16 protein-coding genes, 1 tRNA gene and 2 rRNA genes are annotated in these 19,701 nt (G+C 52.6%); 12 read left to right on the top strand and 7 right to left on the bottom strand.

Features of this window, described 5'->3' with window-relative positions; all coding sequences use genetic code 11:
• Positions 1 to 215: 215 nt before the first annotated feature.
• A complete protein-coding gene (proX, locus tag BUB06_RS19175; RefSeq protein WP_039475512.1) occupies positions 216 to 1,220 on the top strand; it encodes a glycine betaine/L-proline ABC transporter substrate-binding protein ProX in 1,005 nt (334 codons plus the stop codon).
• A gap of 60 nt (positions 1,221 to 1,280) precedes the next feature.
• Here the strand turns inward: proX and BUB06_RS19170 are convergent, their stop codons facing one another.
• Complete coding sequence (locus BUB06_RS19170) at positions 1,281 to 2,438, bottom strand: lactonase family protein (protein ID WP_039475513.1); 1,158 nt, start codon at positions 2,436 to 2,438, stop codon at positions 1,281 to 1,283.
• 158 nt (positions 2,439 to 2,596) lie between these two features.
• Here BUB06_RS19170 and BUB06_RS19165 point away from each other — a divergent pair, with 158 nt between their 5' ends.
• From BUB06_RS19165 to BUB06_RS19135, 7 genes are all read left to right on the top strand, one after another.
• Positions 2,597 to 3,817: an MFS transporter gene (locus BUB06_RS19165; protein ID WP_039475514.1), complete on the top strand. Its 1,221-nt coding sequence runs from the start codon at positions 2,597 to 2,599 to the stop codon at positions 3,815 to 3,817.
• A 183-nt stretch (positions 3,818 to 4,000) separates the two neighbouring features.
• Positions 4,001 to 4,741, top strand: a complete 741-nt coding sequence (locus BUB06_RS19160; RefSeq protein WP_039475516.1) for an AzlC family ABC transporter permease — start codon at positions 4,001 to 4,003, stop codon at positions 4,739 to 4,741.
• The gene (gene ygaH / locus BUB06_RS19155) at positions 4,738 to 5,067 is read left to right on the top strand and encodes an L-valine transporter subunit YgaH (protein ID WP_039475517.1); all 330 of its coding nucleotides are present in this window, start codon (positions 4,738 to 4,740) and stop codon (positions 5,065 to 5,067) included. The genes BUB06_RS19160 and ygaH overlap by 4 nt, the downstream gene beginning before the upstream one ends.
• Before the next feature lie 189 nt (positions 5,068 to 5,256).
• On the top strand, positions 5,257 to 5,772 hold the full coding sequence (gene mprA, locus BUB06_RS19150; RefSeq protein WP_010305362.1) for a transcriptional repressor MprA: 516 nt from the start codon (positions 5,257 to 5,259) through the stop codon (positions 5,770 to 5,772).
• A gap of 274 nt (positions 5,773 to 6,046) precedes the next feature.
• Positions 6,047 to 7,222 (top strand): multidrug efflux MFS transporter periplasmic adaptor subunit EmrA, encoded by a 1,176-nt coding sequence (gene emrA, locus BUB06_RS19145; RefSeq protein ID WP_010282662.1) that lies wholly within the window; start codon positions 6,047 to 6,049, stop codon positions 7,220 to 7,222.
• A gap of 17 nt (positions 7,223 to 7,239) precedes the next feature.
• Positions 7,240 to 8,775, top strand: a complete 1,536-nt coding sequence (emrB, locus tag BUB06_RS19140; RefSeq protein ID WP_039475518.1) for a multidrug efflux MFS transporter permease subunit EmrB — start codon at positions 7,240 to 7,242, stop codon at positions 8,773 to 8,775.
• A 206-nt stretch (positions 8,776 to 8,981) separates the two neighbouring features.
• Complete coding sequence (locus BUB06_RS19135) at positions 8,982 to 10,166, top strand: NupC/NupG family nucleoside CNT transporter (protein ID WP_039475519.1); 1,185 nt, start codon at positions 8,982 to 8,984, stop codon at positions 10,164 to 10,166.
• 50 nt (positions 10,167 to 10,216) lie between these two features.
• On the opposite strand, the gene BUB06_RS19130 is transcribed toward BUB06_RS19135, so the two are convergent.
• Both BUB06_RS19130 and BUB06_RS19125 read right to left on the bottom strand, forming a co-directional pair.
• Positions 10,217 to 10,651, bottom strand: coding sequence for a DUF3574 domain-containing protein (locus tag BUB06_RS19130; protein WP_039475523.1), 435 nt, complete (start codon positions 10,649 to 10,651; stop codon positions 10,217 to 10,219).
• 69 nt (positions 10,652 to 10,720) lie between these two features.
• Complete coding sequence (locus BUB06_RS19125) at positions 10,721 to 11,872, bottom strand: tRNA/rRNA methyltransferase (RefSeq protein WP_039475525.1); 1,152 nt, start codon at positions 11,870 to 11,872, stop codon at positions 10,721 to 10,723.
• Positions 11,873 to 12,121: 249 nt separating this feature from the next.
• Between BUB06_RS19125 and trxC the strand changes: the two genes are divergently transcribed.
• From trxC to pssA, 4 genes are all read left to right on the top strand, one after another.
• Positions 12,122 to 12,541, top strand: coding sequence for a thioredoxin TrxC (gene trxC, locus BUB06_RS19120; RefSeq protein ID WP_010305384.1), 420 nt, complete (start codon positions 12,122 to 12,124; stop codon positions 12,539 to 12,541).
• Positions 12,542 to 12,723: 182 nt separating this feature from the next.
• The gene (locus BUB06_RS19115; protein ID WP_039475527.1) at positions 12,724 to 13,437 is read left to right on the top strand and encodes a tRNA-uridine aminocarboxypropyltransferase; all 714 of its coding nucleotides are present in this window, start codon (positions 12,724 to 12,726) and stop codon (positions 13,435 to 13,437) included.
• 32 nt (positions 13,438 to 13,469) lie between these two features.
• On the top strand, positions 13,470 to 16,118 hold the full coding sequence (locus BUB06_RS19110; protein WP_039475529.1) for a bifunctional acetate--CoA ligase family protein/GNAT family N-acetyltransferase: 2,649 nt from the start codon (positions 13,470 to 13,472) through the stop codon (positions 16,116 to 16,118).
• Positions 16,119 to 16,318: 200 nt separating this feature from the next.
• Positions 16,319 to 17,674, top strand: coding sequence for a CDP-diacylglycerol--serine O-phosphatidyltransferase (gene pssA / locus BUB06_RS19105; protein ID WP_039475530.1), 1,356 nt, complete (start codon positions 16,319 to 16,321; stop codon positions 17,672 to 17,674).
• A 108-nt stretch (positions 17,675 to 17,782) separates the two neighbouring features.
• On the opposite strand, the gene BUB06_RS19100 is transcribed toward pssA, so the two are convergent.
• The 4 genes from BUB06_RS19100 to rrf (BUB06_RS19085) form a co-directional block, all read right to left on the bottom strand.
• Positions 17,783 to 19,063 carry an MFS transporter gene (locus BUB06_RS19100; RefSeq protein WP_010305392.1) on the bottom strand — a complete coding sequence of 427 codons (1,281 nt, stop codon included), beginning with the start codon at positions 19,061 to 19,063 and terminating at the stop codon, positions 17,783 to 17,785.
• 301 nt (positions 19,064 to 19,364) lie between these two features.
• A 5S ribosomal RNA gene (gene rrf / locus BUB06_RS19095) occupies positions 19,365 to 19,480 on the bottom strand.
• A gap of 37 nt (positions 19,481 to 19,517) precedes the next feature.
• Positions 19,518 to 19,593: transfer RNA gene (locus BUB06_RS19090), tRNA-Thr, on the bottom strand.
• Positions 19,594 to 19,611: 18 nt separating this feature from the next.
• Positions 19,612 to 19,701, bottom strand: a 5S ribosomal RNA gene (gene rrf, locus BUB06_RS19085); the annotation flags it as partial.

Here is a 19,701-nt window from a genome sequence, read left to right as displayed (position 1 = left end):
CACGTCAGACAAGCGGCGACATTCACTATTCGTTTTATCAGCAATATTCATTTTATTAGCGACGCAACAATATACCCTAAATAATTCGAGTTTCAGGCAGGCGGCAAGGGAAGGAGTCCCGATGAGCTTACATAGGTAAGTGATTCGGGTGACTGAGCGCAGCCAACGCACATGCAACTTGAAGTATGACGGGTATAAAAACAGAGGGAATCATGATGCGTAACACCACACTTTGGGCCACCGCCCTGACTACCGCCCTGTTGAGTACGCAGGTTTACGCCGCAGACACTGCGCAACCTGGTAAAGGTATTTCCGTTATTCCGGTGCAAAGCACCATCTCCGAGGAAACGTTCCAGACGCTGCTGGTCAGCCGCGCGTTGGAAAAGCTAGGCTATGACGTACAGCCTCCCCGTGAAGTGGACTACAACGTGGCCTACACCTCAATTGCCTCCGGCGATGCAACGTTTATCGCGGTTAACTGGGACCCGCTGCACGCCGATCAGTACAAAGCCGCTGGCGGGGATGCGAAATTCTACCGTCAGGGTGAATATGTCTCCGGTGCCGCTCAGGGTTACCTGATCGACAAGAAAACCGCTGATAAATACAAAATCACCAATATTGCGCAGCTAAAAGATCCGAAAATCGCCAAGCTGTTTGATACCAACGGCGACGGTAAAGCCGACCTGACTGGCTGTACGCCGGGCTGGGGATGTGAAGCTGCCATCAACCACCATCTTCCTGCCTATGGCTTAACCAACACGGTAGAACATAATCAGGGGAACTATGCGGCGATGATCGCTGATACCATCACCCGCTACAAAGAAGGCAAGCCGATTCTGTACTACACCTGGACGCCGTACTGGGTGAGTGATGTGCTGGTTCCGGGACGTGACGTAGTCTGGTTGCAGGTGCCTTTCTCTTCTCAACCGGGTGAAATGAAAGATGTCAGCACCAAGCTGCCAAACGGTGCCGACTATGGCTTCCCCGTTAACACGATGAAGATTGCCGCGAATAAAGCCTGGGCCGAGAAAAACCCAGCAGCGGCGAAGCTGTTCGCTATCATGAAGCTGCCGATTGCGGATGTGAATGCGCAGAACCTACGTATGCACGAAGGTCAGGGTTCACAGAAGGATATCGAACGTCATGTTGATGGCTGGATCAAAGCCCACCAGCAGCTGTTTGACGGCTGGGTGAAAACCGCTGCCGATGCCGCGAAATAATCACCGGCAGACGAACGCCCCTTTCACAGGAAAGGGGCGTTTTTCATTGATGGGCGATAATTACGGCAGTTTGACGATTTCGACCCAGTTCGCGCCTTTTCCAGTCGGGTATTGCCCGACTCGCACTAAATCCCCGTTATCCTGATTGATGCGGTACACCGACAGCGACGTCGATTTTTCACCGCTGGCGATCAGGAATTTCCCGCTTGGATCGATCTGAATGCCGCGCGGCTGCGTTTCTGTCGGGTAGCGCGTAATGTATTGCAGCTGTCCGGTTTTCGGTTCTACCCGCAGCAGAGTAATCGTGCTTTTGGTGCGTTCCGATACGTACAGGAATTTTCCATTTGGCGTCAGACGTAAATCGGCGCTCCATATCTGTGGGCGGCTGTCAGTGCTATTTTTATCCGGCGTAATGGTTCCCGCTCGCATCCCCGCATCGGCTGGCACGGTGTCCGTGTAATCCAACAGCGTGAGCTGCCCTGTATTTTCATTCAACGCCAGACGCGCAACTTTGCCGGACAGCTCATTGCTCACATAGAGCGTTTTATTATCTGGTGATAACACCAGATGGCGCGGCCCGTTTCCTTTAGGCAGCATAATTTCTGCCGGTTCATTCGGCGTCAGCGTGCCAGTTTTCGCATCAAACCGGAACTGTACGATTTGGTCGCTGCCCAGGTTGCTAGCAAAGACGAACTTATTTTTGCGATCGGCAATAATACTGTGTGCCTTTTCACCTGTTGGCACCACGGTGACCGCGCTCGCGTTCACTTTGCCATCTTTATCAATGCCATTAACCGCAACTTTATTACCGCCGTACGAGGCGCTGAACAGCCACTTTCCGGTGCGGTCCGTCGAGATATAAGCCATGCTGTCGGGCAATTCCGCTTTGCCTAACGGACTCAGCGCCCCGCTTTTAGGATCGATTTTATAGCTAACCGCCGAGTAAGGAATACCGCGTGTGGCGGCATAGAGGAAGGATTTATCCGGGCTAACGGCCATCGGCATCACTTTCGCGCCAGCGGCTGCTTTCCCAATAGCGGTTAATTCACCGCTTTGCGTATTGAGTGTGTAGGCATCAATTACGCCGTCAGTAGCAGCAGAAACGTAGACAGCCGTGACCGCCTGCGCGCCCATCGACCACAGTGCCGCTGGAAGAAACGCACATCCCATTAACACTGCAACGCTTTTTTTCTTAAATATCTGATAATGCTTAAACATAATGTCCCCTGTCGATAATGTTATGACGCTGGCGATAAGCTAAATCAATCTCAGGAAAAACAAAACAAACTTAAGAAGCGTAAAGATATTCTGGTATCTCATTAGGCTCTGCCGGATACTATACCTTCTGCTTTTAACATCATATTAACGTTCACACTATGTCTCTTCAGCAACAATCTGTATCACCCCAGCCGCAACCGGGGCTTAGCCTGTCTTTGACCTTGATTATGTCTGTCGCGACCGGCCTTGCCGTCGCCAGTAACTATTATGCCCAGCCGCTGCTGGAGACCATTGCCAGAGTCTTTGCGCTTTCCGTTAATCAGGCAGGGTTTATTGTCACCGCCGCACAACTGGGTTATGCCGTCGGCCTGCTATTTTTAGTGCCGCTGGGGGATATGTTTGAACGCCGAACGCTGATTGTCGGCATGACGCTACTCGCCGCGGGTGGGATGCTGATCACCGCCTCTGCCCCCACGCTCTGGATCATGATTGCCGGTACGGCATTAACCGGGCTGTTCTCCGTTGTCGCACAGCTCTTGGTGCCTCTCGCAGCGACGCTGGCGACGCCGGAAACGCGCGGTAAAGTCGTTGGCACGATTATGAGTGGTCTGCTGCTGGGGATTCTGCTGGCGCGTACCGTCGCGGGGGCGCTTGCTTCACTCGGCGACTGGCGCACCGTGTACTGGGTTGCCAGCACGCTGATGGTCATCATGGCGCTGGTTCTGTGGCGGGCATTGCCGCGCATTCCTCAGCAAAACACGCTGAACTATCCGCAGTTGCTCGTCTCAATCTTCCGCCTGTTCTCTGCCACACCGCTGCTGCGCACGCGTGCCATTCTGGGCTGTCTGTCCTTTGCCAATTTCAGCATGCTATGGACGTCAATGGCCTTCCTGCTGGCCTCTCCGCCATACGGCTATTCCGAAGGCGTTATCGGCCTGTTTGGACTGGTCGGTGCGGCCGGAGCCTTAGCAGCATCACGCGCTGGGCGTTTAGTCGATCAGGGCAAGGCCAAGCCGACCACCAGCGTAGGGATTATCCTGCTTTTGCTATCATGGGGCTTTATCGCGCTCGGTATTCATTCCGTAGCAGCGCTGCTCATTGGTATTATCGTGCTGGATCTGGCGGTTCAGGGCGTACACGTGACCAACCAGAGCGTGATCTACCGTATGATGCCCGAAGCACGTAATCGCCTGACGGCAGGCTATATGACCAGCTATTTTATCGGCGGCGCACTGGGATCGCTCCTTTCAGCCTCGGCTTACCAGCAGTGGGGCTGGCTGGGCGTCTGTGCCGCTGGCGGTATTATCAGTCTGTTGAACCTGCTGGTGTGGTGGCGAAGCCATCATCACGAAACGCAGGAAGCGATGGCGGCGCTGTAGACCTTCGCATTGCAACTATCGCATTTTTAATTATCACGGTTGAGACCCTCTCATGTGAGACAGTTTCTCATGAGAAGATTCCGCCAGAGACTATCACGCCTGTTCCGTAATAACGTGAAATTCCGGTAACGCTTTGCTAGTGTTACCGGTTAATTCCCTTTAAGTACAAAAAACATCAAGCCAGTGAAGACACCAACTACACCCGCATCACCTATACCGACAAAATCTGCGTCTTTTAGCGAAGGCGTATTTGACAGTCTGCCGATTGTTATCGGCTACATGCCCGTGGCATTCGCATTTGGCATGAACGCCGTCAAGCTAGGGTTTACCCCGCTGGAAGGCATTTTCCTTTCCTGCATCATTTACGCCGGCGCCAGCCAGTTCGTCATCACCGCCCTGCTCAGCGCGGGCATGTCCATCTGGGTGGCGGCATTGACCGTCATGGCGATGGATGTCCGCCATGTGCTGTATGGACCTGCGTTACGACATCGCATTGCACAACGGCTGCCGACGCGAAAAACCGCGCTGTGGGCGTTCGGCCTGACGGATGAAGTTTTTGCCGCCGCTGCCACCCGACTCGCGAAAGATAACCGACGCTGGTCAGAAGAGTGGATGATGGGTGTGTCGCTGCTAGCGTGGCTTTCATGGGTGCTCGGCACGGTGATCGGAGCCGTGTTCGGTAACGGCCCGCTGAATGATTACCCAGCCGTTGAAGCGGCGCTGTCTTTCATGCTGCCCGCACTGTTCCTGAGCTTTTTACTCGCGTCCTTCAGGCGGAAACAGAGTCTGGTCGTCGCCTGCGCACTCGGCGGCGCGCTGCTTGGTCTGCTGCTTTCTTCCATCCCGGCCGCAATACTGTTCGGCATTCTCAGTGGCTGCCTGGCTTCGCTGGTTAATCCTGCCACGCCACAGGTGAACGCATGAGTACAGAAGTCATTCTTATCGGGCTGATTGTCGGGCTGGTGAACTACCTCTTCCGCTATCTTCCCCTGCGGCTGAGCGCGTCACGCGCTTCCGGTTCGCTGCAACGCGGTAAAAAAGCGCTATTGCTTGATAGCATCGGCATTGCTTCTATCTGTGCACTGCTGATTGTTTCCAGCGTGCCGGATATCCTCGCGCATCACGAAAAGCTGCTACCAACGCTGGTCGGCTTTATTACGCTGACCGCCTGTTTTTATAAAACCCGCAGTATCGTCTTATCAACGTTACTGGGCGCACTCTGCTACGGGGTAGCCTTTAAACTGCTTTGAATCCGCAGAGATAATTATCAACTAACATTTTGATTTAAATAAAGTAAGCGGCGAATAATCTTCATTTTAAGCGATTCTCCGCTTACTTTCTGTCACAGAAATAAGCACAATTTCCCACCTTAATGCCGTTTACCCAGTTAGTAACATTAGTTACTATGCACTCCGTGATTAATGAGGTTTATATAAAAAATGGACAGTTCATTCACTCCTATAGAACAAATGCTCGACCTGCGTGCTTCGCGTAAGCCCGACTTCCCGCGTCAGGAAGTGCTATTGCTGCGTTTATTCATGCACGTACAGGGCAAAATCCTGGAACACAGAAACCGAATTCTGAAAGAACAGGGCATCAATGAAACCCTCTTCATGGCATTGCTGACGCTGGAATCTCAAGAGTCTTATAGCATTCAGCCCTCTGAACTCAGTGCCGCACTGGGATCGTCACGCACCAATGCGACGCGCATTGCCGACGATCTGGAAAAGAGAGGCTGGATTGAACGACGCGAGAGCAGCAGCGACAGACGCTGCCTGCATTTGCATCTGACAGAAGAAGGTAAAGCATTTCTTGGTCAACTGATTCCACCGCAGCACCATAGCCTCCATGTGCTTTGCTCCGTGCTTGAATCTGGTGAGCAAAAGCAGCTCGAAAGCCTGATGAGAAAGCTATTAGTCCGGCTGGATGAGATGGACGAGTCAGTCAACCAATAACAGAAAAAACAACAACAAAAAACAATAGTCAGCACCTTTCCACCCGGAATGACCCGATGCTTATGTATCGGGCGGAGGCGTTTTGCTGCAAAAAATAGGCATGACTTCTCCGCAACCGCGGTATGCGACTTAGCAAAACGGCAATTTCACGCGCCGGGCGGGCAACCTTAAGCCCCCCGTGCCGCACAGCAAAATGAATTCATTGCGACTATCGCCAGACTGCTCTGTCTGGTGCGATAGCCGATACAAAGAAAATAAAAAGAGAGAGAACAGCATGAGTGAAAGTGTGGAAAATCAGGTGCCGCAGACGCCACAGAAAAACAAAAAACAGCAGCGCAAACGCGTGTTATCACTGCTGACGTTTATTTTCGTCGTGCTGGGCTGTGCCTGGCTGGTTTACTGGTTCCTGGTGCTCAGACACCACCAAAGCACCGATGACGCCTACGTCGCAGGCAATCAGATTCAGATCATGGCGCAGGTCAGCGGCAGCGTTACCCATGTTAACGTCGACAATACCGATTTTGTTAAGCAGGGACAGGTGCTGGTGGAGTTAGATCCGACCGATGCCCAACAGGCGTTCGAACGCGCGAAAACCGGGCTGGCCAACAGCGTCCGCCAGACGCACCAGTTGATCATCAACAGTAAGCAGTATCAGGCCAATATTGAGTTGCGCCAAACCGAGCTGAACAAGGCACAAAGTGACTTGAGCCGCCGGGAAGCGCTGGGCAGCGCCAATGCTATTGGGCGTGAAGAAGTGCAGCATGCTCGCGATGCCGTCGCAACCGCCAAAGCCGCACTGGAAGTCGCCAGACAGCAATATCAGGCGAATCAGGCAATGATTCTGGATACGCCGCTTGAGAAGCAACCCGCCATACAGCAAGCCTCCGTAGAAATGCGCGATGCCTGGCTGGCGCTACAGCGCACCAAAATCGTCAGCCCGATTGACGGCTATGTCTCACGCCGTAGCGTGCAAATTGGCGCGCGTATCTCTTCGACTTCAGCGCTGATGGCCGTCGTTCCTGCCAATCACCTGTGGGTCGATGCGAACTTCAAAGAGACGCAGTTAGCCAATATGCGCATCGGCCAACCGGCTACCGTGATTGCGGATATCTACGGTGACGATGTCGTGTACCAAGGAAAAGTAGTCGGCCTTGATATGGGTACTGGTAGCGCGTTCTCTCTGCTGCCCGCCCAAAACGCGACTGGCAACTGGATCAAGGTCGTTCAGCGCCTGCCCGTACGTATTGAGATCGATCCGAAGCAGGTCGCCGAACATCCGTTGCGTATCGGTCTGTCCGCACTGGTTAATGTCGATACCGCCAATACGGAAGGCAGCGCGTTAGCAGAAACCTCACGCACCACGCCAGCCTACCAAAGTGATGCTCTGACGTTGGATCTCACGCCTGTTAATCAGGAAATCAGCGCCATTATTCAGGCGAACGCCGGTTAATCGGGCAGGAGAGAAACGTGCAGAGAGAACCGCTTAAAGGTGCCAGTCTGGCCTGGATGACCGTTGCTCTGTCGCTGGCAACGTTTATGCAGGTGCTGGACTCCACCATCGCCAACGTCGCTATTCCGACTATCGCCGGTAATCTGGGTGCGTCCAACTCACAGGGAACGTGGGTCATCACATCGTTCGGGGTCGCTAATGCCATCTCTATCCCTATTACCGGCTGGCTGGCCAAACGGTTTGGGGAAGTCCGCCTGTTTTTATGGTCAACGGCACTCTTCGCCCTGACATCCTGGCTGTGCGGAATGTCCACCAGCCTGGAAATGCTGATTTTCTCCCGCGTCTTGCAGGGGATTGTCGCCGGGCCGCTGATCCCGCTGTCACAGAGTCTGTTGCTCAGCAATTATCCCCCCGCCAAACGCAGCATCGCTCTGGCGCTGTGGTCGATGACCGTGGTCGTCGCGCCGATCTGTGGCCCGATTCTGGGCGGCTGGATTAGCGACAACTATCACTGGGGCTGGATATTCTTCATCAACGTTCCGTTGGGCATCGCCGTGGTGTTTATTGCCATGCAAACGCTACGCGGGCGGGAAACCAAAACCGAGATCAAGCCCATCGACACCATCGGGCTGGCATTGTTGGTTGTCGGCATAGGCAGCCTCCAGATGATGCTCGACCGGGGCAAAGAGCTGGACTGGTTTAACTCGACAGAAATCATCACCCTGACCGTGGTGGCAGTGATTGCGATCGCCTTCCTGATTGTCTGGGAACTGACGGACGACCACCCGGTGGTGGACTTGTCGCTGTTTAAATCGCGCAACTTCACCATTGGCTGTCTGTGTATCAGCCTCGCCTACATGTTTTACTTCGGGGCGATCGTGCTCTTGCCGCAGTTGTTGCAGGAGGTGTATGGCTATACCGCCACCTGGGCCGGGCTCGCATCCGCACCGGTTGGGCTGATGCCAGTGTTACTGTCGCCGATTATCGGTCGATTCGCGCCGCGTCTGGACATGCGCAAACTGGTGACGTTCAGCTTCATCATGTATGCCGTCTGTTTTTACTGGCGCGCGTACACCTTTGAGCCGGACATGGATTTCGGCGCATCGGCCTGGCCGCAGTTCGTTCAGGGGTTTGCCGTCGCCTGCTTCTTCATGCCGCTGACCACCATCACGCTGTCGGGTCTTCCACCGGAGCGTTTGGCAGCAGCATCAAGTCTGTCGAACTTTACCCGAACGCTGGCGGGATCGATCGGGACGTCGATTACCACCACACTCTGGACACAGCGCGAATCGCTGCACCATGCGCACCTGACGGAATCTATCACGCCGTATAATCCGATCGCGCAGGAAACGTACCAGCAGCTTCAGGCGATGGGAATGAGCCAAACGCAGGCTTCAGCCTACATCGCAGAGCAGATTACCGCACAAGGGCTGATTATTTCCGCCAACGAAATCTTCTGGGCCGCAGCGGCCGTATTTCTGGTCCTGCTGGTGCTGGTCTGGTTCGCTAAACCGCCCTTTACCACTGGTGGTGGAGGCGGTGGCGCGCACTAACTCGCCGTAAGCTTTCTGTCCCCTTCCGCCAGCAACTGGCCGAAGGGGAACCCTCTTTTCCCCTTCCCACCGTCCCCTGATGACTCGAATACATCCCCCCTTCTTATAGCGCTGTAGCGAATAAGGATTTACAGATTCGGGATAAACATATTTTCACATTCCGATTACAATGCGCCTCTTTTATTCGGGGATTAAGTGGTTCTTCTATGTCACAGGTTTTACATTTCATTTTGGCAACGGCGGCAATCTTTTTGCTGGCACTGCTCGTCAGTCACGACAGAAAACGCATCCGACTGCGCTTTATTGTGCAACTGCTGGTGATTGAAATTTTGCTGGCCTATTTCCTTCTACATTCCAGCATCGGGCTTAACGCGATTAGCACCTTTGCCGGTTTGTTTGAAAAGCTATTATCTTTTGCTAATCAAGGAACGGACTTTGTGTTTGGTGGAATGAACGCGCAGGGACTTTCCTTTATCTTCCTCAACGTGCTCTGCCCTATCGTCTTTATTTCTGCGCTGATCGGCATTTTGCAGCACTGGCGCATTTTACCGCTGATTATCAAAGGCATCGGCACGCTGCTGTCCAAAGTAAACGGGATGGGGAAACTGGAGTCGTTTAACGCCGTGAGTACGCTGATGCTCGGGCAGTCAGAGAATTTTATCGTCTATAAGGGCATCATTGCCGACATGTCGCCACGCCGGATGTACACGATGGCGGCAACAGCAATGTCGACCGTATCCATGTCGATTATCAGCGCCTACATGACCATGCTGGACGCTAAATACGTCGTTGCGGCGCTGATTCTGAATATGTTCAGCACCTTTATCATTCTGTCGATTATTAACCCTTATCAGCCTGACGACGAACCAGAACTGAAACTGGAAAAGCTGCATGAAGACCAAAGCTTCTTTGAAATGCTGGGGGAATACATTCTTGCCGGTTTTAAAGTGGCGATGATTATTATGGCGATGCTGATCGGCTTCGTGGCGTTAATTGCCGCCGTGAATGCACTGTTCAGCACTGTCTTCGGCATTAGCTTCCAGGCGATTATGGGCTATGTCTTTTCACCGCTGGCGTGGCTTATCGGCATTCCGTCTTCCGATATTCTGAACGCGGGCAGCATCATGGCGACCAAGCTGGTGGCGAATGAATTCGTTGCCATGATCGAATTGAAGAAGATCGCAGCAGAGATGTCGCCACGCGGACTGGGCATTTTGTCCGTGTTCCTGATTTCCTTCGCTAACTTCGCGTCAATCGGCATTATCGCGGGTGCCATCAAAGGGCTGAATGAAGCACAGGGCAACGTGGTATCGCGCTTCGGTCTGAAGCTGGTTTATGGTTCTACGCTGGTGAGTTTACTGTCTGCGGCAGTCGCGGGGCTGGTGCTGTAATACGTGTGAGATGAAAATCATCAGCCCCTGAAAAGGGGCTGATGAAAAAATCAGAACGCGACGCAGACAGGAGCATCAATCCGCATGACGGATTCCTGCGCGAAACGTGATTTGTAGGTAGTGCGCAGCGCTTCAATATCACGCTCCCGATCGGGGCCGTGAATCAACATCAGCGCCTTGCTGTTCTCCCGGGCAACCACGCCATCATTCCCTAGCCATTGTCCTTTGGCATCAAACACCGTCAGCCCTTCTTTAAAGCGTGGCGTAACGTCACTGTCCAAAAAGGCTTTCCACTCGGCATCTGAAATCGCCGGGCCAGCAGGACGATTCAAACCAAAATAAAGTGTGGTCTGCACCTGCTTATCGCCAATCTGACACGCATCAGTGGCTGGCGCAGCAGCAACGGACGAGCGCGGCAACGAGTTGCAACCGCTTACCAGCAATGTACCCAACAGTAACGATACCGCGATAATTTTCTGCTTCATCAATCGTTCTCTCATCCGTGGTGACACCTACTCAGGGAGCCCATTCTCCCTGAGCGTCGACGCGTACTATCAGGCCTGATTCTGTCGCCACCACTCGGACAGCAAAATGCCCGTAGCGACTGAAATATTCAGACTTTCAACCTTACCGGTACCGCCGATAGAGACTTTCACGTCTCCCTGCTGCCAGGCGCTATCCGACAGACCATCACCTTCCTGACCCAGCACGATCACGGTTTTCGCCGGAAGCGTCGCTTTCGACAATACCGTACCTTTATGGCTGGAGGTGGTCACGATGGTGTAGCCTGCGTTACGGAATTCCGTCAACACGGACAGGAAATCGTCAGCATTGATCGCTTTAACGTGTTCCGCACCGCCTTCTGCCGTGCGTACGGCTGCACCGGATTCCAGCAGCGCCGCATCCTGCACCAGCACGCCTTTCACGCCGAAATGCGCGCAGCTGCGCATAATGCCGCCGAGGTTGTGCGGGTTACCCACATCTTCCAGCGCCAGTACGCAGTCGTGCTCACCAGCCGTTTTCAGGTACTCACGCACATCCATTCCCTGACGCTTTTTAATCAGGAAACACACGCCGCCGTGGTGCTCGGTGCCGGAAGCCTTAATCAGCTCGTCCTCTTCCACAACGTGGTACGCCTTGCGGTTTGCCGCCATCCAGCGCAGTGCATCGCGGAAACGCGGCGTTACTTCTTGCAGGAACCAGGCACGAACGATCACTTCAGAACGGTTTTTAAACAGCGCCTGACAGGCATTTTCACCGTAGACACGTGTTTCTTCCTGACGCTGGCGACGCAGTTGCTCAGGATCGATATGGCTCTTGCCTGTGATACCGCCATGGTCCGGCGTTTCGCTATCGCCTGGCGCACGAGACACGGTTTTCCACGGTGATTCATAGCCACCGGTATCGTCACCGCGCGGCCGGCGAGGCTTATCACCGCTGCGTTCATTACGATCTTTATTGCCCCACGGCGATTTCGCATTGCTATCGCCGTCACGGGACGGATTTTCCCGGGCATAGCGCGGGTTAACATCACGTGGATGCTTCGGCTTTTCGCGTTGATCGCGAGAGCCGCCGCCATCACGCCGATCGCCACGGCGATCTCTTTCAGCAGGGCGCTTGTTTTTATTCTCTTTCTCGCCCTCATCATCACTGCGGACGTACATCACACGGACTTTGCCGCTTTTACTATTGAATGAATCGCTCATTGTTCTCTCCACCTACGCGCTGGGCGCGAAGATTACCTTATGTACACCCGCTTAGCCACACGCTTGTGGTAAAAGAGCGCTAACAGTCAGAAGCTATTGTAGCTATTGGGCAAACCACGTTGTTGCCATAATGTCTCCCCACCATAATTTATTCACGCTTAAGCAACATACCGCTGACTTTCCAATGCCGTATTGCGCGCATTTTATCAGCGACATCTTTATTTTAGCCCTTTTATCTGAGGCCCTGTTATGAATACGGTATGTGGATCTTGCCAAACAACCAATCGCCTGCCAGAAGAGCGTGTTGATGACCATGCAAAGTGTGGTCGTTGCGGAGAAACCTTATTCAGCGGTGACGTTACCAATGCCACAGAAGCGACGCTCGATAAGCTGTTACAGGACGATCTTCCCGTTGTGATCGATTTCTGGGCCCCTTGGTGTGGCCCCTGCGTCAACTTCGCCCCGGTGTTTGAAAATGTCGCGCAAGAGCGTAGCGGGAAAATCCGCTTCATTAAGGTCAATACCGAAGCCGAACCGGCACTCAGCGCACGTTTCCGTATCCGCAGCATTCCAACCCTCATGATCTTTAAACAGGGCCAGATGGTCGACATCCTTAACGGCGCGCTGCCAAAAGCACAGTTCGAGAGCTGGCTGGACGAATCACTATAGAGAATTAGGGTAGGAGCGTAGGTATTATTGTCTCCTACCCTTTTGGTCAACTCGCCTGTCGATTAGAATGTCGCCTTTCTGAATCAGCTTCTCAATGATGAAAACGAAGCAGGTTCGTTGCAGAATCTCATGGCGCCATCTATTTCATGCTCAACCATCCTTTAATGGTCAACCGTCCCCTTATGGGCAATGCCGTACTCCGTCTGCGCCAGCAACGTCTTGAGCAGTCAACCAAACCGTTTCGCGCCCGTGGCTGCCGCGTAGTACGCTGCCAGCAGTGTTTATTACCCGCAACCAACTGCCTGTGTCACACCATTCAGGCGCAGGAGTCCCGCAGCCGCGTCTGTCTGGTAATGTTTGATACCGAACCGTTAAAGCCGAGCAATACCGGACGTCTTATCGCCGATATTCTCCCTGAGACGCAGGCGTTTCGCTGGTCACGCACCGAGCCCGATCCCGAATTGCTGGCTACTCTGCAAAACCCGGACGTTCAGCCGTATCTGGTTTTCCTTGCCGATGCAGCGGAAGAAGGACGTCAGGTGTTTCACCAACTTCCCGTAACGGAAAAGCCTGCGCTATTTGTCTTACTCGATGGAACGTGGCCGGAAGCGCGTAAAATGTTCCGTAAAAGCCCTTATCTGGACAACCTGCCGATCCTGTCGCTGAATGTAGAGGCACTTTCCCGCTATCAACTGCGTGAAGCCAGCAGCGCAGGACAGCACTGTACCGCCGAGATTGCCATCGCCCTGCTCGCACAGGCGGGGGATATCGTCGCGGCCGACGCGCTATCACAGCATTTTGACCGTTTCCGACGACACTATCTGGCAGGGAAATCACACCACAGCTTGCGGGAAAATTTACCCATCGTCACAGCACAAGCGGCAGAAAGCGTTTAGTATCAAAAGGGATTGATCTAAAGGAGTGACGCATGAGCCAGCGCGGATTGGAAGCACTGTTACGCCCTAAGTCTATCGCCGTTCTCGGCGCGTCCGAAAAACCGGGAAGAGCCGGTTTTCTGATGATGAAAAACTTACTGGATGGCCATTTCAGCGGCCCCGTGCTGCCTGTTACACCGAAATATCGTGCCGTCTGCGGCGTGCTGGCCTACCCGACGGTCGCCAGCCTGCCCATGACGCCCGATCTTGCCGTGATTTGCACCAACGCCAGCCGTAATCTGACGCTGTTAGACGATCTGGGACAGAAAGGCTGCAAAACGGTCATCATCCTCTCCGCACCGCCGACCCAATTCAGCGAATTAAAGGCCTGCGCTGCACGCTACCACATGCGTCTGCTTGGCCCTAATAGCCTCGGGCTACTCGCGCCCTGGCAAGGCCTGAATGCCAGTTTCTCCCCTGTCCCGATTATGAAAGGCAAACTGGCATTCATTTCGCAGTCGGCCGCCGTGTCCAACACGATACTGGACTGGGCGCAACAGCGCGGTATTGGCTTTTCCTATTTCATCGCTCTGGGCGACAGTCTGGATATCGATGTCGACGACCTGTTAGATTTTCTGGCACGCGATGGCAAAACCAGTGCGATTCTGCTGCATCTGGAACACATCAGCGATGCGCGCCGTTTTCTTTCCGCTTCTCGTAGCGCATCCCGTAACAAACCGATACTGGTGATCAAAAGCGGGCGTAGCCAGCAGGCACAGCAGTTGCTGAATGACCAGCGCCACGGTCTGGATGCCGCCTATGACGCAGCAATTCAACGCGCAGGCTTACTGCGGGTACGGGATACGCATGAGCTTTTTTCCGCGGTGGAAACCTTAAGCCACCTGCGGCCGCTGCGTGGTGAACGCTTGATGCTGGTGAGTAATGGCGCATCGCCCGCCGCACAGGCGCTGGATCAGCTCCTCAGTCGACAAGGCAAGCTAGCACAGCTCAGCGATGCGACACGACAAACACTACAGGAAACGCTGCCGCCAACCGTCACTATCGGCAATCCGCTCGATCTGCGTGATGACGCGACCGCGGCTCGTTATCAGGCAGCGGTTTCGGTATTACTGGACAGCGATGAAATCGATGCACTCTTAATCATTCACGCACCCAGCGCCGCCGCGCCTAGCACCGATAGCGCTGCGCAATTGATTACGCTCTTTCAACAGCATCCGCGTGGGAAAAGAATTACGTTGCTGACCAACTGGTGCGGTGAATTCTCCTCGCAGGAAGCGCGACGCTTGTTTAACGATGCAGGTATTCCGACCTATCGCACCCCAGAAGGCGCGGTTACGGCATTTATGCATATCGTTGAATATCGACGTAATCAGAAGCAGCTAAAGGAAACCCCAGCGCTGCCGCTGAATTTAGGCATTAACGCCAGTCAGGCACATGCGCTGATTCATCAGGCACTGTCAGATGGCGTGACACAGCTCGACACGCATGAAGTTCAGCCGATCCTGCAAGCCTACGGTTTGGACACGTTACCGACCTGGATTGCTGGCGACAGCGCAGAAGCCGTCCATATCGCCGAGCAAATTGGCTATCCGGTCGCGATTAAGCTGAGATCGCCGGATATTCCGCATAAATCGGAAGTTCAGGGCGTCATGCTATACCTGCGAACCGCCAGAGAAGTCCAGCAGGCGGCAGATGCCATTCTTGACCGGGTGAAGCGCACCTATCCACAGGCGCGCATTTACGGCCTACTGGTACAGAGCATGGCAAATCGCGCTGGTGCACAGGAGCTCAGGATTGCCGTCGAGCAAGACCCCGTTTTCGGCCCACTGATTATGCTAGGGGAAGGTGGCGTTGAGTGGCGAGAAAAACAGGCTGCCGTCGCCCTGCCTCCGCTGAATATGACGCTAGCCCGCTATTTGGTGCTGCAAGCGGTGAAAGGCGGCAAAATTCGGGAGTACAGCGCGCTGCGTCCGCTGGACATTCCCGCGCTCAGCCGCTTGCTGGTTCAGGTTTCCAACCTGATTCTCGACTGCCCTGAAATTTCCCGGCTAGACATTCATCCTCTGCTGGCATCTGGGGACACGTTTACGCTGCTGGACGTCACGCTACATCTGACGCCGTTCAGTGGCGATCCGCAGTCAAGGCTGGCAATCCGCCCTTATCCACACGAGTTGGAAGAAACGGTCACCCTCAAAAATGGTGATAGCTGTCTGTTCCGGCCAATTTTGCCGGAAGATGAACCGCTGCTCAGTTCGTTCATCGCAAGAGTGACGAAAGAAGACCTGTATTACCGTTATTTCAGCGAAATTAATGAATTTACTCACGAAGACTTAGCCAATATGACACAAATTGACTACGATCGTGAGATGGCATTCGTTGCCGTGCGCCAGCTCGGTGAGGAGACGGAGATTATTGGCGTGACGCGTGCGATTTCCGATCCGGATAATACGGATGCAGAATTTGCCGTGCTGGTGCGATCTGATCTAAAAGGGCTGGGCCTTGGTAGACGCCTGTTGGAAAAGCTGATTGATTACGCCAAAGCGCATGGTCTCTCCCGCTTGACTGGCATCACCATGCCGCATAATCAAGGCATGATCCAGCTGTCCAAAAAGCTCGGTTTTCACATCGACGTACAATTAGAAGAGGGAATTGTGACACTGGAATTGCCGCTGAAGAATTGATAGCAAGACGTGACATAGCTCTTGCAACGGGAATTGTGATACCGATTCAATGACAAAACAGACTCACAACAGCCGGAAAGTAATGGTATTATCGCCCATTCGGCTACTCCTTAACTTTTGATAATGACCAGAAGGTCATATACCCTAATACAGCTCGAAGTATGGTGGGTATAAACTGATGAGAGAAGAAACGCGCTGTGATGCTGTCAAATTTTAAACGCAATAAATACCAACAGCACCTTGCACAACTGCCCAGAATTCCTCAGAACGCAGATGATGTTCAGACGTTGCATTCGCCTGAGCTTTTCCGCACGACGCTGATTAACGCCATTCTGAGTGCTAAAAAGCGCATCTATATCGTGGCGTTGTATCTTGAGCGCGATGATGGCGGCATGGGGATTCTATCCGCAATTTATGAAGCCAAACGGCAGTGCCCAGAGCTGGATGTCCGCGTTCTGGTAGACTGGCATCGTGCTCAGCGCGGCAGGATCGGCGCAGCGGCAGAAAATACCAATGCCGATTGGTATTGCGACATGGCGAAAAAACATCCAGATACGCATTTCCCTATCTATGGCATTCCTGTCAACACACGCGAAGCGTTGGGCGTACTGCACCTGAAAGGGTTCATTGTCGATGACACCGTCATCTACAGCGGGGCCAGCCTGAATGATGTTTATCTGCACCAACATCAGAAATACCGTTATGACCGCTACCAGCTGATTCATAATCCAGTATTAGCCGATACGATGGTGCAATATATCCAGACAATGCTGTCGGCCCCGGCAGTGCAGCGGTTGGATCATACCGATCGCCCGAAAAGTCTGGAAATCAAAAATGATATCAAGCAGTTCCGTCAAACGCTGCGTACCGCCAGTTATCAGCTACCAGAACACAGCGCGGATGCAAACGAATTAAGCGTCACGCCACTGGTTGGGTTAGGAAAACAAAGCCCGCTGAATAAGACCATACATCACCTAATGTATTGCGCTGATGAGCATTTGGTTATCTGTACCCCCTATTTCAACCTGCCAGCGCTGCTGGTGAGAAATATCATTCGGCTATTGCGAGACGGTAAAAAAGTAGAAATTATTATCGGCGATAAGACCGCTAACGATTTCTATATTCCAGAAGACCAGCCTTTCAAAATCATCGGCGCGTTACCGTATCTCTATGAGATCAACCTTCGCCGTTTTCTGAGTCGTCTGGAGCGCTACATTGAGAATCAGCAGCTTGTTGTGCGGCTATGGAAAGACGGTGACAACAGCTTCCACCTGAAAGGTATGTGGGTAGATGACAAGTGGCAGCTGTTGACGGGGAATAACCTTAACCCGCGCGCATGGCGTCTGGATCTGGAAAATGCCATCCTGGTTCACGATCCTCAGAAGGTTCTATTGCAGCAACGTCTGGACGAGCTGGACACGATCAGGACGCATACTCACGCCGTAAAAAGCTATATGGAACTGGAGAGCATTGCGCAATATCCAGTGAAAGTCCGCAAGCTGATACGACGTCTGCGCCGTATCCGTATCGATCGACTCATCAGTCGTATTCTTTAAGACTCACGTTATACTTTGAAAAACCTCGGCTTCCGAGGTTTTTTTATTGTCATTTTGGAACCTAGCCGGTGCAACCACCGGCTATGCGTTATGGCAATTGTCTGAAAACTAAAGCTTCATCCCCTTGCCTCTGCGGTGCAGCGTCAATGACACAATAAACGCAATCGCCCCCATCACTGATACGTACCAGAAGAAAGCCGTTTCCATACCAAATGATTTCAGCGAAAGTGCAACATACTCAGCCGAACCACCAAACAACGCATTAGCAACCGCATAAGATAAGCCTACGCCCAATGCCCGGACTTCAGGTGGGAACATTTCTGCTTTTAAAATGCCGCTGATAGACGTGTAGAAACTGACAATAATCAGTGAAAGCATCACCAATGAGAAGGCAATGACAGGGCTCGTCACACTCTGCAGTACCATCAGAATGGGAACTGTCAGCAATGCTGCAAGTCCGCCGAAACAGAGCATTGAGCTACGACGGCCAATCTTATCCGACATCGCACCAAAGAACGGCTGTAGCAGCATAAAAATAAACAGTGCGAGGGTCATTAACCCGCTAGCCGTTTTCGCATCCATTCCTGCCGTATTCACCAGATACTTTTGCATGTAAGTGGTAAACGTATAAAAAGCTAAAGAGCCCCCGGCCGTAAAACCCAGTACGGTAATAAAAGCGCGGCGATGTTTCCATAAACCCGCAAGTGAGCCAGCATCTTTATGTCCGCGAGTCGTTTTATCAGACGTTTCATTCAAAGAGCGACGTAAATAAAGCGCAACAATCGCCAAAATAGCGCCGAGAGCAAAAGGAATACGCCATCCCCACGCCCGCAAATCTTCATCACTCAGAATCTGTTGTAATATCACAACGACTAACAGCGCCAGCAGTTGACCGCCAATCAGCGTGACATACTGGAAAGAAGCATAGAATCCCTTTCTTCCCTCAACGGCAACTTCACTCATATACGTTGCGCTAGTGCCGTATTCTCCACCGACAGAAAGTCCCTGAAATAAACGGGCTAATAACAGCAAAAAGGGAGCCCAGGTGCCAATGGTTTCATATCCCGGTAGACATGCAATAACCAGAGATCCAAAACACATCATACAGACTGAAATTAGCATTGAATTTTTACGACCATGCTTGTCTGCAATGTAACCGAAAAGCCAACCGCCTATCGGTCTCATTAAAAAGCCTGCTGCAAAAACCCCTGCGGTTTGTAGTAATTGAGTGGTGGTATTTCCCGAAGGGAAAAAGATATGGGCAAAATAGATTGAGCAAAAGGAATAAACATAAAAATCAAACCACTCAACCAAATTACCCGATGAAGCGCCAACTATAGCTCGGATACGCTGACGCGTATCTTTCGCATTTTCCGTTAGATCAGTCATCCTATTTTATTCTCCTGTTTTTCCGGGCATAAAACGATGCCCGCTATAGTAAAGCAGCACTTAAACCCTGAGGCAAAAAGTTCCTGATTGTAATAATTTATTAATGTAACAACGCAAGCTGTGCCTTATTACCCTCAACAGAAACACGGATAAATAAAGCAGTAACAAACAGGACGTTATTATGAGATGGGTTAATAAGAAGATAAGCGAGTCTATTCAGGTAAAAGGAAGAATTTACTATCCTGAAATACAAATAAACAAAAGGCCATCCTATTAAGGATGGCCTTTTGTTTTAATTGAAACCTGGCAGTTCCCTACTCTCACATGGGGAAGCCCCACACTACCATCGGCGCTACGGCGTTTCACTTCTGAGTTCGGCATGGGGTCAGGTGGGACCACCGCGCTATCGCCGCCAGGTAAATTCTTTTTTAAGCCGAACATTAACCCAAATAACTGGTGCTGATACCCAGAGTCGAACTGGGGACCTCACCCTTACCAAGGGTGCGCTCTACCAACTGAGCCATATCAGCGCACCTGTATAAATTGATGCCTGGCAGTTCCCTACTCTCACATGGGGAAGCCCCACACTACCATCGGCGCTACGGCGTTTCACTTCTGAGTTCGGCATGGGGTCAGGT

It is taken from the genome of Pectobacterium carotovorum, from assembly GCF_900129615.1.
Taxonomy (GTDB): domain Bacteria; phylum Pseudomonadota; class Gammaproteobacteria; order Enterobacterales; family Enterobacteriaceae; genus Pectobacterium; species Pectobacterium carotovorum.
This window is presented reverse-complemented; position numbering and strand designations above follow the sequence as displayed.